Source organism: Pseudomonas morbosilactucae (assembly GCF_023241665.1).
Lineage (GTDB): Bacteria > Pseudomonadota > Gammaproteobacteria > Pseudomonadales > Pseudomonadaceae > Aquipseudomonas > Aquipseudomonas morbosilactucae.
The window spans coordinates 1-16,217 of sequence record NZ_JALQCX010000034.1 but is presented as its reverse complement, the minus strand read 5'-3'; the positions used below and the strand labels follow the sequence as shown (position 1 = coordinate 16,217).

Annotated in this window: 12 protein-coding genes; 2 read left to right on the top strand and 10 right to left on the bottom strand. The window is 62.8% G+C overall.

The window, feature by feature from the left end; translation table 11 throughout:
- Positions 1 to 14: 14 nt before the first annotated feature.
- From M1B35_RS18790 to M1B35_RS18780, 3 genes are all read right to left on the bottom strand, one after another.
- Entirely contained in the window at positions 15 to 1,265 is a 1,251-nt protein-coding gene (locus M1B35_RS18790; protein ID WP_123327534.1) for a sarcosine oxidase subunit beta family protein, read from the bottom strand.
- 22 nt (positions 1,266 to 1,287) lie between these two features.
- The gene (gene glyA / locus M1B35_RS18785) at positions 1,288 to 2,541 is read right to left on the bottom strand and encodes a serine hydroxymethyltransferase (RefSeq protein ID WP_123327535.1); all 1,254 of its coding nucleotides are present in this window, start codon (positions 2,539 to 2,541) and stop codon (positions 1,288 to 1,290) included.
- Positions 2,542 to 2,800: 259 nt separating this feature from the next.
- Complete coding sequence (locus tag M1B35_RS18780; protein ID WP_425273427.1) at positions 2,801 to 3,493, bottom strand: TraX family protein; 693 nt, start codon at positions 3,491 to 3,493, stop codon at positions 2,801 to 2,803.
- Positions 3,494 to 3,663: 170 nt separating this feature from the next.
- On the opposite strand from M1B35_RS18780, the gene M1B35_RS18775 reads away from it, so the two are divergent.
- Positions 3,664 to 4,704 (top strand): threonine aldolase family protein, encoded by a 1,041-nt coding sequence (locus M1B35_RS18775; protein ID WP_123327537.1) that lies wholly within the window; start codon positions 3,664 to 3,666, stop codon positions 4,702 to 4,704.
- An 89-nt stretch (positions 4,705 to 4,793) separates the two neighbouring features.
- Here M1B35_RS18775 and gbcB read toward each other — a convergent pair whose 3' ends face one another.
- A complete protein-coding gene (gene gbcB, locus M1B35_RS18770; protein ID WP_123327538.1) occupies positions 4,794 to 5,894 on the bottom strand; it encodes a glycine-betaine demethylase subunit GbcB in 1,101 nt (366 codons plus the stop codon).
- Positions 5,895 to 6,184: 290 nt separating this feature from the next.
- On the opposite strand from gbcB, the gene gbcA reads away from it, so the two are divergent.
- Complete coding sequence (gene gbcA, locus M1B35_RS18765; protein ID WP_268262746.1) at positions 6,185 to 7,480, top strand: glycine-betaine demethylase subunit GbcA; 1,296 nt, start codon at positions 6,185 to 6,187, stop codon at positions 7,478 to 7,480.
- A 996-nt stretch (positions 7,481 to 8,476) separates the two neighbouring features.
- On the opposite strand, the gene etfB is transcribed toward gbcA, so the two are convergent.
- From etfB to M1B35_RS18735, 6 genes are all read right to left on the bottom strand, one after another.
- Complete coding sequence (gene etfB / locus M1B35_RS18760) at positions 8,477 to 9,247, bottom strand: electron transfer flavoprotein subunit beta (protein WP_279653845.1); 771 nt, start codon at positions 9,245 to 9,247, stop codon at positions 8,477 to 8,479.
- Between the two features lie 10 nt (positions 9,248 to 9,257).
- Positions 9,258 to 10,478, bottom strand: coding sequence for an electron transfer flavoprotein subunit alpha (gene etfA, locus M1B35_RS18755; RefSeq protein WP_123327542.1), 1,221 nt, complete (start codon positions 10,476 to 10,478; stop codon positions 9,258 to 9,260).
- Positions 10,478 to 12,427 carry a dimethylglycine demethylation protein DgcB gene (dgcB, locus tag M1B35_RS18750; protein WP_268262744.1) on the bottom strand — a complete coding sequence of 650 codons (1,950 nt, stop codon included), beginning with the start codon at positions 12,425 to 12,427 and terminating at the stop codon, positions 10,478 to 10,480. Before dgcB ends, etfA begins: the two co-directional genes overlap by 1 nt.
- A gap of 114 nt (positions 12,428 to 12,541) precedes the next feature.
- Positions 12,542 to 14,602: a dimethylglycine demethylation protein DgcA gene (gene dgcA, locus M1B35_RS18745; RefSeq protein WP_123327544.1), complete on the bottom strand. Its 2,061-nt coding sequence runs from the start codon at positions 14,600 to 14,602 to the stop codon at positions 12,542 to 12,544.
- Between the two features lie 15 nt (positions 14,603 to 14,617).
- Entirely contained in the window at positions 14,618 to 15,148 is a 531-nt protein-coding gene (locus tag M1B35_RS18740; protein ID WP_123327545.1) for a 4-vinyl reductase, read from the bottom strand.
- 74 nt (positions 15,149 to 15,222) lie between these two features.
- The gene (locus M1B35_RS18735; RefSeq protein WP_123327546.1) at positions 15,223 to 16,200 is read right to left on the bottom strand and encodes a dipeptidase; all 978 of its coding nucleotides are present in this window, start codon (positions 16,198 to 16,200) and stop codon (positions 15,223 to 15,225) included.
- Positions 16,201 to 16,217: the final 17 nt, after the last annotated feature.

The window sequence follows — 16,217 nt, the reverse complement described above, 5'->3', positions numbered from 1 at the left end:
AGGGATTTGTCCTTTTAGTGGGCGACCGCAGCAGCGCCGTGTTCATCGATCAACGCACCGTTGTGGAAACGGTCGATGGAGAAAGGAGCGGCCAGCGGGTGCATTTCGCCCTTGGCCAGGCTCGCAGCGAATACGTTGCCCGAGCCCGGGGTGGCCTTGAAGCCGCCAGTGCCCCAACCGCAGTTGAAGAACATGTTCGGCACCGGCGTCTTGGAGATGATCGGGCAGGCGTCCGGGGTGGTGTCGACGATGCCGCCCCACTGGCGGTTCATGCGCACCCGGGACAAGACCGGGAACATCTCGACGATGGCCTGGATGGTGTGCTCGATCACCGGGTACGAACCGCGCTGGCCGTAGCCAACCCAGCCGTCGATACCGGCGCCGATCACCAGGTCGCCCTTGTCGGACTGGCTGATGTAGCCGTGCACGGCGTTGGACATGATCACGCTGTCGATAATCGGCTTGATCGGCTCCGACACCAGGGCCTGCAACGGGTGCGACTCGATCGGCAGGCGGAAGCCCGCGAGCTTGGCCATGTGCCCGGAATTACCGGCGGTGACCACGCCGACGCGCTTGGCGCCGATAAAACCCTTGTTGGTTTCAACGCCGATGCACACGCCGTTTTCCTTGCGAAAGCCGATGACTTCGGTTTGCTGGATCAGGTCCACGCCCAGGGCATCGGCCGCACGAGCAAAGCCCCAAGCCACGGCATCGTGACGGGCCACGCCACCGCGACGTTGCACGGTAGCGCCGAGCACCGGGTAACGGGTGTTCTTCGAGCAATCCAGGTAGGGGATTTCGTCCGCCACTTGCTTGGCGTTGAGCAGTTCGCCGTCGACGCCGTTGAGGCGGTTGGCGCTGACCCGACGCTCGGAATCACGAATGTCCTGCAGGGTGTGGCACAGGTTGTAGACGCCGCGCTGGGAGAACATGACGTTGTAGTTCAGGTCCTGGGACAGACCTTCCCAGAGCTTCATCGCGTGTTCGTAGAGGTGCGCCGACTCGTCCCACAGGTAGTTGGAACGCACGATGGTGGTGTTGCGCGCGGTGTTGCCGCCGCCCAACCAGCCCTTCTCGACCACGGCGACGTTGGTGATGCCGTGCTCCTTGGCCAGGTAGTAGGCCGTGGCCAGGCCGTGCCCGCCGCCGCCGACGATGACCACGTCGTAGACTTTTTTCGGGGTCGGCGTGCGCCACATGCGCTGCCAGTTTTCATGGTGGCTGAGGGAGTGCTTGAAGAGGCCGAAGCCTGAGTAGCGTTGCATAGTCATTACTCCAAAACGGCTCTCAGCGGTAAACCGGGAAATCAGCGCACAGGGCGGCTACTTGCCGAGCGACATTGGCCTCGACATCGGCATCGCCGAGGTGGTCGAGGATGTCGCAGATCCAGCCGGCCAGCTCGGTGCACTGGGTGACCTTGAAACCGCGGGTGGTGACTGCCGGGGTGCCGATGCGCAGGCCGGAAGTGACAAACGGCGACTGCGGGTCGTTGGGCACGGCGTTCTTGTTCACGGTGATGTGGGCGCGGCCCAGGGCGGCATCGGCTTCCTTGCCGGTCAGGCCTTGGCGAATCAGGCTGACCAGGAACAGGTGGTTGTCGGTGCCGCCGGACACTACATCGTAGCCACGTTTGATAAACACGCCGGCCATGGCCTGGGCGTTATCGATCACTTGTTGCTGGTACGCCTTGAAGCCGGGCTCCAGCGCTTCCTTGAAGCACACGGCCTTGCCGGCAATCACGTGCATCAACGGGCCGCCCTGGCCACCGGGGAATACCGCGGCATTGAATTTCTTTTCCAGCTCTTCGTTGGCCTTCGCCAGGATCAAGCCGCCGCGCGGACCGCGCAGGGTCTTGTGGGTGGTGGTGGTGACCACGTCGGCGTAAGGCAGCGGGTTCGGGTACAGGCCGGCGGCGACCAGGCCGGCGACGTGGGCCATGTCGACAAACAGGTAGGCGCCCACTTTGTCGGCGATCTGGCGGAACCGCGGGAAATCCAGGGTTTTCGAATAAGCGGAAAAGCCGGCAATGATCATTTTTGGCTGATGCTCGACGGCCAGGCGCTCGACTTCGTCGTAGTCGATCAGCCCGGTGTCGGTGTCGATACCGTACTGCACCGCGTTGTAGAGCTTGCCGGAGAAGCTGACCTTGGCCCCGTGGGTCAGGTGGCCGCCGTGGGCCAGGCTCATGCCCAGCACGGTGTCGCCGGCTTGCAGCAAGGCGAGGAACACCGCTGCGTTGGCCTGGCTGCCGGAGTGCGGCTGGACGTTGGCGTAGTCGGCACCGAACAGCTGCTTGGCGCGTTCGATGGCCAGGGCCTCGACCTTGTCCACGTGCTCGCAGCCACCGTAGTAGCGCTTGCCCGGGTAGCCTTCGGCGTATTTGTTGGTCAGACCGCTGCCCTGGGCCTGCATGACGCGCTTGCTGGTGTAGTTTTCCGACGCGATCAGCTCGATGTGATCTTCCTGACGTTGCTCCTCGGCATTCATCGCCGCCAGCAGTGCATCGTCATAACCCTGGATCTGGTCTTGCTTGCTGAACATCGCGTCTCTCCCAGCGGCGGCAGTGCGCCTTTCGTCTCGGTGAGGCCAGCCTTACAGCTGCGCCCTTTGGATGCGATGGTATGACCGGGACGACGAACTCAAATGCCTATGGACGCCACGCAAAGGTGCGTTTACGACATGCCCTGACGGCCCCGGATAAATGCACCGACCCGCCGCCCGGAAACCGCTCTAGCCCAGCCCCTCCCACCGTCCTATCGGAGCTGGCTTGCCAGAAAAGGCCCCTCCAACCGGTACGCAATCAGTTCAAAACGCCACGCAACGCCAGCAAACAGAGGAAATGCAGCGGATACAGCCCATAGGCCCAGCGTCGCATTGCCAGCACCGAACAACCGCGCAAGGCCCGCAGCAGCCACAGCCCCAGCAGTGGCGCCAACAGACAAACGGCAATACCGAAAGTCGCCACCTGATTGCCCAGACGCGCCGCCGGGAACAAGGTTTGCCATTGATTGGCGGCCAGGCACACCAGCCCCGGCAGCAGGCTGAAATACCAGGGACGCTGCACCGCCCACAGCAGCGCCAAGGGCAGCAAGACCCCGAACACACCGAACATCAGGTGATCGGAAAACACCGCCGCCAGCAGCAAGGCCAGGCCCCCCAGGCATCGGGCCTGGAGTGCCGACTGCTGCCAGCCCCGCGCCACCAGCAAACCCAGGGCGAGGGTCGGCAGCACATTGAGGGTCTCGGCATCGGTCATGAACAGCCGGTAGGGAATCTCGCTCAGGCCGCTGAACAACAGCAGCCAGCCCAAGTAGCGCCATGGCCCGCCTGTGTCGTATTTGAGTGGGCCGTGCTTGAGTGGGTTGTGCTTGAGGGCGCCATGGCGCGCCAGGTTGAGCGCCATGGCCAGGCAGAACCAGGGAAACGCCAGGCGCCCCGGTACATACAGCCAGTCCAGGCTCAACCCCACATAACGCAGGTGATCGAGGACCATGCTCAGCAACGCCAGCCACTTCAATGCGTCCAGTGCGCCGTCGCGGCTGCCTGCGCGCCAGGGCACGCATAAATCCCCATGGGGCCTGCATTTTTGCGGCATAAACAGAACGTGTGCTCCCTGATCAATCTTGGGTAAAGTGCGCACCATCATCGACCACGGAGCCGGCCATGACCGACAACAGCCAACAATTCGCCAGCGACAATTATTCCGGCATCTGCCCTGAAGCCTGGGCGGCGATGGAACAGGCCAATCAGGGTCACGAGCGCGCCTACGGCGACGACCAATGGACCGCACGCGCCGCCGATCATTTCCGCAAGTTGTTCGAAACCGACTGCGAGGTGTTTTTCGCTTTCAACGGCACCGCCGCCAACTCATTGGCCCTGTCGTCGCTGTGCCAGAGTTACCACAGCGTGATCTGCTCGGAAACCGCCCACGTCGAAACCGACGAATGCGGCGCCCCGGAGTTTTTCTCCAACGGCTCCAAGCTGCTGGTCGCCGGCACCCAGAACGGCAAGCTGACGCCGGAATCGATCCGCGAGATCGCCCTCAAGCGCCAGGACATCCACTACCCCAAGCCGCGAGTCGTCACCCTGACCCAGGCCACCGAAGTCGGCAGCGTCTACACCCCTGAAGAAGTCCGCGCCATCAGCGCCACTTGCAAGGAACTGGGCCTCAACCTGCACATGGACGGCGCGCGGTTCTCCAACGCCTGCGCCTTTCTCGGCTGCTCGCCAGCCGACCTGACCTGGAAAGCCGGCGTCGATGTGCTGTGCTTTGGCGGGACGAAAAACGGCATGGCGGTGGGCGAGGCGATCCTGTTCTTCAACCACAAATTGGCCGAAGACTTCGACTACCGCTGCAAGCAGGCCGGCCAATTGGCCTCGAAAATGCGCTTTCTGTCGGCCCCCTGGGTCGGCATCCTGGAAAACAGCGCCTGGCTCAAATACGCCCGCCACGCCAACCACTGCGCCCAATTACTGGCCAAATTGGTGGAAGACATTCCCGGCGTCGAACTGATGTTCCCGGTGCAGGCCAACGGCGTGTTCCTGCAACTCTCGGAACCGGCGATCGCCGCCCTGACCGCCAGGGGCTGGCGCTTCTACACCTTCATCGGCAAAGGCGGCGCCCGCTTCATGTGCTCCTGGGACACCAAGGAAGAACGTGTACGCGAACTGGCCGCGGACATCCGCACCGTGATGAGCGCCTGACCACCGTCACCTGCACTGCTCGTTCCCACGCTCCGCGTGGGAATGCCGCCCCGGACGCTCTGCGTCCGGCCCGCAGGTGCTGTCGCTGATCAATATTCGATGCGTACGTCGCCCTTGGGCACGCTGCAGCAGGACAGGATGTAGCCTTCGGCTTCGTCGTCTTCGGTGATCCCGCCGTTGTGCTCCATCTCCACTTCGCCGCCCAGCTTGAGCACTTTGCAGGTGCCGCAGATGCCCATGCCGCAGGCCTTGGGGATCATCAGGCCAAGCTTGGCCGCCGCGGCGTGGACGGTTTCCCCTGGAACCACGCGGATGCTCTTGCCGGACGCGGTGAATTCCACCTGATGCAGATCGGCCACATCGACTTCCGGCGCTTCGGCGGCTTGTTCGGCATGTTCCACCGCATCGGCCCGGGCTTCGGGTGGCGTCGCGCCAAAGGATTCTTCGTGGTAGCGCGCCATGTCGAAGCCAGCAGCTTCCAGCAGGCGTTTGACCGCGTTCATGTACGGGGTCGGCCCGCAGCAGAAGACTTCCCGTTCCAGGAAGTCCGGGGCCATCAGCTCCAGCATCTTGTGGTTCAGATAACCGCGATACCCCGCCCAGGGCTCGCCCAGGCCGTGTTTTTCGCAGATCAGGTGCAGGCTGAAGTTATCGATCCGCGACGCCATGTGCTCCAGCTCGCGGTGATAAATGATGTCTTTCGGTGAGCGGGCGCTGTGGATAAACACCATGTCGACGTTGGCGTTGGTGTCGTAGAACCAGCGCGCCATGGACATCACCGGGGTGATGCCGACCCCGCCGCTGAGGTAGAGCACCTTCGGGCTGGGGAAGTCGATGGCGTTGAACAGCCCCACCGGCCCGTGCACCGCCAGCTCCTGGCCTTCATGCAAGGTGTCGTGGAGCCAGTTGGAGACCTTGCCCCCGGGTACACGCTTGATGGTCACCGAGAAGCTGTAGGGCACTGACGGCGAGCTGGAGATGGTGTAAGAACGCATCACCGGCTGGCCTTCGATTTCCAGCTCCAGGGTGACGAACTGCCCCGGTTTGAAGAAGAACATGATCGGCTGGTCGGCCATGAAGCAGAAGGTCCGCACGTCCCAGGTTTCCTGGATGACTTTGACGCAACGGACGATGTGACGGCCATTGGCCCAGGTCTGGGTGGTTACCGGGTTGAGGAAGGTGTTGGACATGCTGTTCTCCACGGCCGACGGTCGGCTTCATGTCAGCGATTCTGCGTAAGGCGCCTGGCGCCCATTTACCTATCTGCGACATTCACATGCTTATCGCGACCAGCCCCCAGGGACCGGGCCTTGCGCGTCGGGAACAGATTGGGGCATGTCGCCCATGGATAAGGTTCAAGCCGCTGGCGGACCCACACTCGCCTCAACGACAACAGCCGATTTTTTGTGACTTGCGTAGCACCAACCGTAGCCACTCTCTATATCGCCGGCCGCACCGAACGGCCATGAGGACTTGAACGATGGACGTCACCGCAACCCTGAGCTTGGGCGATCCGCTGGAACCCGCACGCAAGGCCACTGCACAAATGCTGCAGGAGCGCGAGCGGACCTTCTCCCTGCCGCAGCCGTTCTACTGCGATGAAAGGCTGTTCGACATCGACATGCAGGAGATTTTCCACAAGGAATGGTTGATCGCCGGCATGACCTGCGAGATCCCCGCCAAGGGCAACTACATCACCCTGCAGATCGGCAAGAACCCGATCATCGTCATTCGCGGCGCCGACGGCGTGGTCCACGCCTTCCACAACGTCTGCCGCCACCGCGGTTCGCGGCTGTGCACCAGCGACAAGGGCAAGGTGGCCAAACTGGTCTGCCACTACCACCAGTGGACCTACGAACTGGACGGACGCCTGCTGTTCGCCGGCACCGAGATGGGCGCCGACTTCGACATGAAGCAGTACGGCCTCAAGCCGGTCAACGTGAAGACCGCCGGCGGCTACATCTTCATTTCGCTGGCCGAGAACCCACCGGCCATCGACGACTTTCTCTCCACGCTGGCCCATTACATGGAGCCGTACGACATGGAGAACACCAAGGTGGCGGTGCAAACCACCTTGCGCGAAAAGGCCAACTGGAAACTGGTGCTGGAGAACAACCGCGAGTGCTACCACTGCGGCGGCTCCCACCCGGAACTGTTGAAAACCCTGCTGGAGTGGGACGACGTCACCGACCCCCGCGCCGACCAGGCCTTCAAGGACCACGTGGCCGCCTCTGCCGCCGCCTGGGACGCCGAGAAGATCCCTTACGCCCACGCCAGCTTCGGCCTGCGCAACCGTATCGTGCGCATGCCGCTGCTCAAGGGCACCGTGTCCATGACCATGGACGGCAAGCCGGGCTGCACCAAGCTGATGGGCCGGATCAAAAACCCGGACCTGGGCTCGATGCGCATCCTGCACCTGCCACACTCCTGGAACCACTGCATGGGCGACCACATCATCGTGTTCACTGTGTGGCCAATCAGCGCCCAGGAAACCATCGTCACCACCAAATGGCTGGTGCACAAGGATGCCGTGGAAGGCGTGGACTATGACGTGGAGCGCATGCGCCAGGTCTGGGACGCCACCAACGACCAGGACCGGCGCTTGGCCGAAGAGAACCAGCGCGGCATCAACTCCACCGCCTACCAGCCAGGCCCCTACTCGAAGACCTATGAGTTCGGCGTGGTCAACTTCATCGACTGGTACAGCGAGCGCATGCTGAGCAACCTGGGGGCCGAACCAGCGCCATACCTCAAAGGCGTGCCGGTAAACGGATAAGCGCCACGAGGGGCAGCACACCTCAAGCGACACGCTGAACCCTAAAGGCCCGGGCATGCACCGGGCCTTTTTGCGTGTGGACGGTCGACAGTCGATGAATGTGTATGAAATTTGATCGATGGCTGAACAGCCTATAGCGGACGCGGCATGCAGCCTTCCGCAAACATCTTATCCACAGCTTGACCCACAGCCATTGTGGGCAACTGCACGAGTGCTGGGGATATTTCTTTCGAGAAGGGTAATAAAATCCGTGACTTATGGGGAAACAGGGTTTTGGATGGGCTTTGGCTGATTTTTGATCAACCCACTGAAAGTCACGGTTTTAAAGGGCCCCAGCTGAAGGCGAACACCTTATCCACAGAACGGCCAACAGACTTTGGGGGCAACTCGGTGGATAAGCACCCACCGCTGTGGAAAACCCTGAAAAGCCGCGTACCACGGCACTTGGCGAGGCCTGATAGGGATAAACAGAAGGTTTTGGCTATTTATTGACCAATACTCTGCAAGCCTTTATTTACAAGGCTTACAGCCGGCAGCGAACATCTTATCCACAGAAGCGCCAACAGACTTTGGGGGCAACTCCTGTGCAAAAGTTCTCTCCGGGATATCTCGGGCTTGGAAAAAAGCCACAAAAAACGCCAACTTAGCCTGGTCAAATTTTGTACATGCGGTTGAAGCGCTTGATTCACAAGGGCTGGAGCAAGGTGCGTACATCTTATCCACAGAGACGCACACAGGGATTGTGAGTAACCCTGAGACCGCCATCGCCGGCAAGCCGGCTCCTACAATATTCGCGCGGGCTGCGAGGGTTCTGTAGGAGCTGGCTTGCCAGCGATCAGCAATGCCCAAGACATGCGCTAAACCCGAGGCCGCCATCGCCGGCAAGCCGGCTCCTACATTATTCGCGCAGTTTGCGAGGGCTCTGTAGGAGCTGGCTTGCCAGCGATCAGCGATACCCGAGACATGCGCTAAACCCCTAAGCCGGCACCTACGGAGTCAGCGGACGACGCCTTCTTCGATCAACAACTTGAGGATCGCTTCGGCGCCCGCTTCCGAGGTGAGGTCTTTGAGCACTTGGCCGGTGCCGCCGCTGGCTTTGGCAGTGGCGGCTTTCATGCGGTCGGCGCCGCTCTTGGCCTTGATCACTTTCAGGCGTTTAGGGCGAGGCTTGGCCGGTTGCAGGCTGGAGGCTGTGAGTAACTCATCCTCCACCACCATCACCTGATCTGCCTGCAGCAACCCCCGACGCGCCGGGCCGTAGGCGCTCTGGCGCGGCTTGGGCGCAGCGTTATCCACAGTGGCGAGGAATGGCAGACGCACCTTGAGTCGACGCCGCTGGCCACGAGGCAAGGCTTGCAGCACCTGGGCCACACCGCCGGAGATGGACTCCACTTCAGCCAGGCCCACCACCAGCGGCCAGCCCAGGCCTTCGGCCAGCAGAAACGGCAACATGCCCGAGCCTTCCCCCGTCTCCGCCTGGCTGCCAGTCAGCACCACCTGGGCACCGGCATCGCGCAGGTACTGGGTCAACGCCGGCAGCGCATCGGCGCCCGCCGGCTGTTCCAGCACATGCAATTGCTCCAGGCCCATGCCCAGATAAGCCCGCAACGCCGGCTCGGCCACGTCCCCGGCGTGCAGCACCTGGAGGTTATCCCCAGCCAGTTGCAGCCCCAGTTCCACGGCCCGCGCATCCTGCTCGGCACGCCGTGGACGGCCGGACGTAGGGTGGGCACCAATCGATACCAGGCTGATCACATTGCTGTTCATCACTGTCCCCTTAAGCCGCGTCGCGCTTGGCGCCGTTGCGGTAAGCCGCTACCGCCGCGATCAAGGCTTGAAGAATCTCGGCGCTGTCGCCAATCACCGAAAGATCGGCGCGTTTGATCATGTCGCAACCCGGGTCGAGGTTGATCGCCACCACCTTGTCGCAGGCACCAATGCCTTGCAGGTGCTGGATCGCCCCGGAAATCCCCACCGCCACGTAAACCCGGGCGGTGACCCAGATCCCGCTGGCCCCCACTTGCCGGTCGCGGCCCATGAAACCGTCGTCCACCGCCACCCGTGAAGCCCCCTCGGTGGCGCCCAGGGCGGCCGCGGCCTGGTGAAACAAAGGCCAGTCCTTGACCCCGTTGCCGCCAGAGAAGATGAACTCAGCCTCGGCCATGGGAATCGCCGCGGGGTCCACCGCCACCGCGCCCAAATCCTCGATCCGCGCCAAGCTGCGGGCCACGCTTGTGGATAACTCCACCGGCAGGGCCTCGTGGCGGGTTTCGCTGACCGGCTCCGCGCATTCCGCAGCTGCCAGGATCAGCCGTGCAGCGGGCCGCGCCAGGTCCTGCAGGCCGGCACCGGCACGGCCGATGCACTGCCCGTCCTTGACCTGCCAGACCCGGGTCGCCGGGCGCTCGCCCAAGGCCGCGGCAAAACGCCGGCCCAGCTCACCGCCACCGGAGCGGCTGTCAGGCAGCAGCCAGTGACGGGGGTTGAATTGGTTATCCACAGCCCGCAGGCCCTGCACCCGTTGTTCCGGTGCATAACCGTCGAACTCGCTGCCGTCCAGCACCAGTAGGCGATCGACGCCGGCCGTCTCAAAGGCCGACTCTTTGTGTTCGCCAAACACCACCGCCAGCACCGCACCGTCCTGGCCCGCCAGTTGATGGGCCAAGCCCAGCAAGTCGCGGTCGTGGCTGCTCAGGCGGCCACCGACCATGTCCGGCACCACGCTGATGTAGAACGCCGGTTGTGCCACCTGGTGCAATGGCAGCTGTACTTGCGCGGCCGCCGTGCGCTTGGTCGTGCCGCCCTGCTGGGCGCCACTGCGGTCGATGCGCTTGAGGCCGTTGGGGCCGATAAACCCGATGCCGTGGGGGTTCTTGCGGATCAGCCCGTTGGGCCCCATCCAGCTGTGCTCCACAGCCTGCATGGCCGCGTGCAACGGGTGCAGACGGTTACGGGCAATCCATTCGGCCCGGGGATCGCGGCGGATAATGTCGCTCATCAGTGCACCTCCGCAGGTTCTGGCTTCACCGAGGCCGGCACTTTGCTCGGCGCGGCGTCTTCAAGCAGGGCATCGGCCACCAGTTCGGCGATGTCCTTGATCAGGGGCCGAGGCTCGACCACCCCTTCAAGCATCGCCGTGCACTGTGGACAACCCACGGCCACCAGTTCTGCGCCGGTTTCGCGGATGTCGTCCATGCGCATGTCCGGGATTCGCTGCTTGCCCGGGATGTCGGTGATCGGCGCGCCGCCGCCACCGCCGCAGCAACGGGAACGGAACCCCGAGCGCTGCATCTCCTTGACCTCGATACCCAGGGCCCGCAGCACGTCGCGCGGCGCTTCGTACTCACCGTTGTAACGGCCCAGGTAGCAGGGGTCGTGATACGTCACGCTGCTGCCCTTGTGCTGGCCCAGATTAAGGGCTCCGGCACCAATCAGCTCGGCCATGTAGGTGCTGTGGTGCTGCACCTGGTAGTTGCCGTCGAAGGCGCCGTATTCGTTTTTCAGCACGTGGAAGCTATGGGGGTCGCAGGTGACGATGCGCTTGAAGCTGTACTTGGCCAGGGTCTGGATATTGCGCTTGGCCAACAACTGGAAGGTCGCTTCGTCCCCCAGGCGTCGGGCCACATCACCGCTGTCGCGTTCTTCCAGGCCGAGCACGGCGAAGTCCACCTTGGCGGCCTTGAGCACTTTGACGAAGGCCCGCAGGGTGCGCTGGTTGCGCATGTCGAAGGCACCGTCGCCGACCCAGAACAGCACGTCGGTGGTTTTCTTGTCGCTGAGCAGGGACAGGTTCAGGTCCGCTGCCCAGTTCATCCGACCACCCGGGTTGAAACCGCCGGGGTTGTCGGTGGCAATCAGGTTTTCCAGGACTTCGGCGCCCTTGTTCGGCGTGGCGCCTTTTTCCAGGGTCAGGTGGCGGCGCATATCAACGATGGCATCGACGTGCTCGATCATCATCGGGCACTCCTCGACGCAGGCCCGGCACGTGGTGCACGACCACAGGGTCTCGGCGTCCACCAGGCCGTTGACGATGGGCTGGTGCGGATGACCGCCATGTTCGCCAATGGCTTTGCCAGGGTAAGGGCTGCCGGCGAACTGCGCGTCGGTGCCGCCAGCCAGGCCGACCACCATGTCCTGAATCAGTTTTTTCGGGTTCAACGGCTGGCCGGCAGCAAAGGCCGGGCACGCCGCTTCGCACTTGCCGCACTGCACGCAGGCGTCAAAACCCAACAGTTGGTTCCAGGTGAAATCCTTGGGCTTTTCCACCCCCAGGGGCGCAGACGGGTCTTCCAGGTCCAGGGGCTTGAGGCCAGTGGAACGGCCGCCACCAAAGCGCTCCGAACGTCGGTGCCAGGCCAGGTGCAGGGCGCCGGCGAAGGCGTGCTTCATGGGCCCGCCCCAGGTCATGCCGAAAAACATCTCCGACACGCCCCAAAGCACGCCAAGCGCGAGGATTGCGGCCAACAGCCAACCGCCGAAATCCGCCGGCAGAATGCCCGCCACCGGCAAGGTCACGAGGAAGAAGCTCACCGAGAACGCCAACAGGCTTTTCGGCAAGCGCATCCACGGCCCCTTGGACAGGCGTGCCGGTGGGTTGCGCCGGCGCTTGGCGACAAACAGCGCGCCGACAAACATCAGCGTGGTGGCCAGCAGCAAGGCGTAGCCGAGGATGCGGTTATGCAGGCCGAAACCGTGCACCAGGATCGCCAGTACGGCAGCCAGGACAAAGCCGCCCGCCGTGGCCACGTGGGTATTGGCGATGTATTTGTCCCGGGCCACCACATGGTGCAGATCCACCATGTAGCGCTTGGGCATGGCCAGCAGGCCGCCAATCAGGTCGACCTTGGACGCCCGACCGCGGCGCCACATGGCCACACGGCGCAGCGCGCCAAGGACCGCAAGGCCCAGGGCGGCGAACAATAGGAGGGGAAGAAGGGTGTTCAACATGGTGGAGCTCCCAAAGACCTGGGGCCTTGTAGGAGCTGGCTTGCCAGCGATCAGGCAGGACGCGGTATCCCGCCAGTGCCGATCGCCGGCAAGCCGGCTCCTACAGGAAGTGGCTTAGAAATCCTTGCACAGGCGCAGTGCGTCATAGATAGCGGCATGCGTATTGCGCTGGGACACACAGTCACCGATGCGGAACAGCAGGTAACCCTCGCCCGCCTCGCTCAGGCACGGTTGCGGTTTGATCGCGAACAGCGCCTCGACGTCCATCTGGCCCTTGTTGCGCGAACCTTCCTTGAGCCCGTAATACAGGGCTTCGTCGGGACGCACGCCGTTCTCCACCACCACCTGGTCCACCACCCGCTCCTCGCGGGCGCCGGTGTATTCGTTCTCCAGCACCGCCACCAGTTTGTCGCCTTCGCGGTAGACCTTCTCCAGGGTCAGGTCCCCGGTCATGATCACTTCCTTGGGGTACAGGCTGCGGTAGTAGGTCGGGAACGAGGTGCCGCCCACGGCGATGCCCGGCTTGATGTCGTCGGTGACGATCTCCACTTGCGAGCCTTTGTCGGCGATGAAATCGGTGACCGACATGCCGGTGAACTCACAGATGGTGTCGTAGACCAGCACGTTCTTGCCCGGCGCCACCTTGCCGTCGAGGATGTCCCAACTGCTGACCACCAAACCTTCGGCGGCGCCCCAGTGTTCGTTCTGCTCGATGAAGGGATGGCCGCCCACAGCCAGCACCACCACATCGGGGCGCAGGTCGAGGATGGTCGCGGTGTCCGCGGCGGTGCCCAGGCGCAGGTCGACTTTCAGCCGCGCCAACTCCAATTGGTACCAGCGAGTGATGCCGGCAATCTGGTCCCGTTGCGGGGCTTTGGAGGCGGTGGTGATCTGCCCGCCAATGGCCTCTTTTTTCTCGAACAAGGTCACGTCATGGCCGCGCTCGGCCGCCACGCGGGCGGCTTCCATACCAGCAGGGCCGGCGCCGACCACCACCACTTTGCGCTTGATGCCGGTGGTCTTTTCGATGATGTGCGGCACCCCCAGGTATTCACGGGAAGTGGCGGCGTTCTGGATGCAGAGTACGTCCAGGCCCTGGTACTGGCGGTCGATGCAGTAGTTGGCACCGACGCACTGTTTGATCTGGTCGATCTGGCCCATCTTGATCTTGGCAATCAGGTGCGGGTCGGCCATGTGGGCACGGGTCATGCCCACCATGTCGACATAACCGCCTTCCAGAATACGCGTGGCCTGGTTCGGGTCCTTGATGTTCTGGGCGTGCAGCACCGGAACCTTGACCACTTCCTTGATGCCGGCCGCCAGGTGCAGGAACGGCTCCGGCGGGTAGCTCATGTTGGGAATCACGTTGGCCAGGGTGTTGTGGGTGTCGCACCCCGAGCCGACCACACCGAGGAAGTCCAGCATGCCGGTGTCGTCGTAGTACTTGGCGATCTGTTTCATGTCCTCGTGGGACAGGCCGTCCGGGTGAAATTCGTCACCACAGATGCGCATGCCGACGCAGAAATCGTCACCGACTTCGGCGCGCACCGCCTTGAGCACTTCCAGGCCGAAACGCATGCGTTTCTCGAAGGTGCCCCCCCATTCGTCGGTCCGCTTGTTGACCCGCGGGCTCCAGAACTGGTCGATCATGTGCTGGTGCACGGCGGACAGTTCCACACCGTCCAGGCCCCCGTCCTTGGCCCGGCGCGCGGCCTGGGCGTAGTTGCCGATCACCCGCCAGATCTCTTCCGGCTCGATGGTCTTGCACGTGGCGCGGTGCACCGGCTCACGCACGCCGGACGGCGACATCAGGGTCGGCCAGTTGAAGCCGTCCCAGCGCGAGCGACGGCCCATGTGGGTAATCTGGATCATGATCTTGGCGCCATGCTTGTGCATGGCGTCAGCCAGGTTCTGGAAGTGCGGAATGATGCGGTCGGTGGACAGGTTCACCGAGCTCCACCATTCCTGGGGGCTGTCGATGGCGACCACCGAAGACCCGCCGCAAATTGCCAGGCCGATGCCGCCCTTGGCTTTTTCCTCGTAGTACTTCACGTAGCGCTCGGTGGTCATGCCGCCGTCAGTCGCATAGACCTCGGCGTGGGCAGTACTGAGCACACGGTTACGGATGGTCAGTTTGCCGATCTGGATCGGCTGGAACATCGCTTCGAAAGCCATTTTCTTTAACTCCGCTTACAACGGTTTGACGACGAACAGGCCATCGTCGTGGCCTTCTTCGGAACCACCGTAAACCTGCTCTGCCACTGTGCGGATCGAGCTGCCGCGGGCTTGGAGAATCTGGTCCATGGCGCCGGCGAACCAGCCGGTGAACATGTAGTCCACCTTGCGCCCGACTTTGCCGTAGACGTAGACGAACGCCGAGTGCTCAAGCTTGACGCTGGCGGTGCCTTGGTCCAGGTCGATGTCCTGGATCTTGAACAGGCCCCAACCGCGTTGCGACAGGCGCTTCATGTAGTGCTCGAACACCGCCACGCCTTCCAGGCCATGGCATTCGGCTTCTTTTTCGCACCAGTGCCAGGCGGACTTGTAGCCGGCCTTGTAGAGGATTTCAGCGTAGGCTTCAGCGCCCAGCACTTCCTCGATGCCCATGTGGTTGTTGACGAAGAAATGCCGTGGCACGTAGAGCATCGGTAGGGCGTCGGAGGTCCAGACACCGGTTTCGCTGTCGACTTCGATTGGCAATTGCGGGGCGATCTTGGCCATGGAAACTTAACTCCAGAAAATTCGTTTTGATGCCCCGGCGCGGATGGCCGGGGAAAAGAAGTGTCAGCGGTGGCTTACTCGCCCCAGACGTCCTTGAGGACGTTGACCCAGTTCTCGCCCATGATCTTGCGCACCACGCGCTCGCTATGGCCGCGCTTGAGCAGGGTCTCGGTAAGGTTGGGGAACTCGCCCACGGTGCGGATGCCCAGGGGGTTGATGATCTTGCCGAAGTTGGTCAGGCGCCGGGCGTAGCCCTTGTCGTGGGTCAGCATTTCGAAGAAATCCTGGCCATGGCCCTGGGTGAAGTCGGTGCCGATACCGATGGCGTCTTCACCGACGATGTTCATGGTGTATTCGATGGCTTCGGCGTAGTCGTCGATGGTTGAGTCGATGCCTTTAGCCAGGAACGGAGCGAACATGGTCACGCCGACGAAACCGCCGTGATCGGCAATGAACTTCAGCTCCGCATCGGACTTGTTGCGCGGGTGCTCCTTGAGCCCCGACGGCAGGCAGTGGGAGTAGCAGACGGGTTTCTTGGACTCGAGGATGACTTCCTCGGAGGTCTTGGAACCGACGTGGGACAGGTCGCACATGATGCCGGCACGGTTCATTTCCGCGACCACTTCACGACCGAAACCCGAGAGGCCGCCATCACGCTCGTAGCAGCCGGTACCCACCAGGTTCTGGGTGTTGTAGCACATCTGTACCACGCCCACGCCGAGCTGCTTGAAGATCTCCACGTAGCCCAATTGGTCTTCAAAGGCATGGGCGTTCTGGAAGCCGAAGATGATCCCGGTCTTGCCCTGCTCCTTGGCCCGGCGGATGTCGGCGGTGGTTTTCACCGGGATCACCAGGTCGCTGTTGTCGCGAATCAGTTTCTGGCTGGCGACGATGTTGTTGATGGTGGCCTGGAAGCCTTCCCACACCGACACGGTGCAGTTGGCCGCGGTCAGGCCGCCCTTGCGCATGTCCTCGAACAGCTCGCGGTTCCACTTGGCAATGATCAGCCCGTCGATAACGATGCTGTCGGCGTGTAATTCGGCTGGGCTCATCAGGCTGTCCCCTTTTT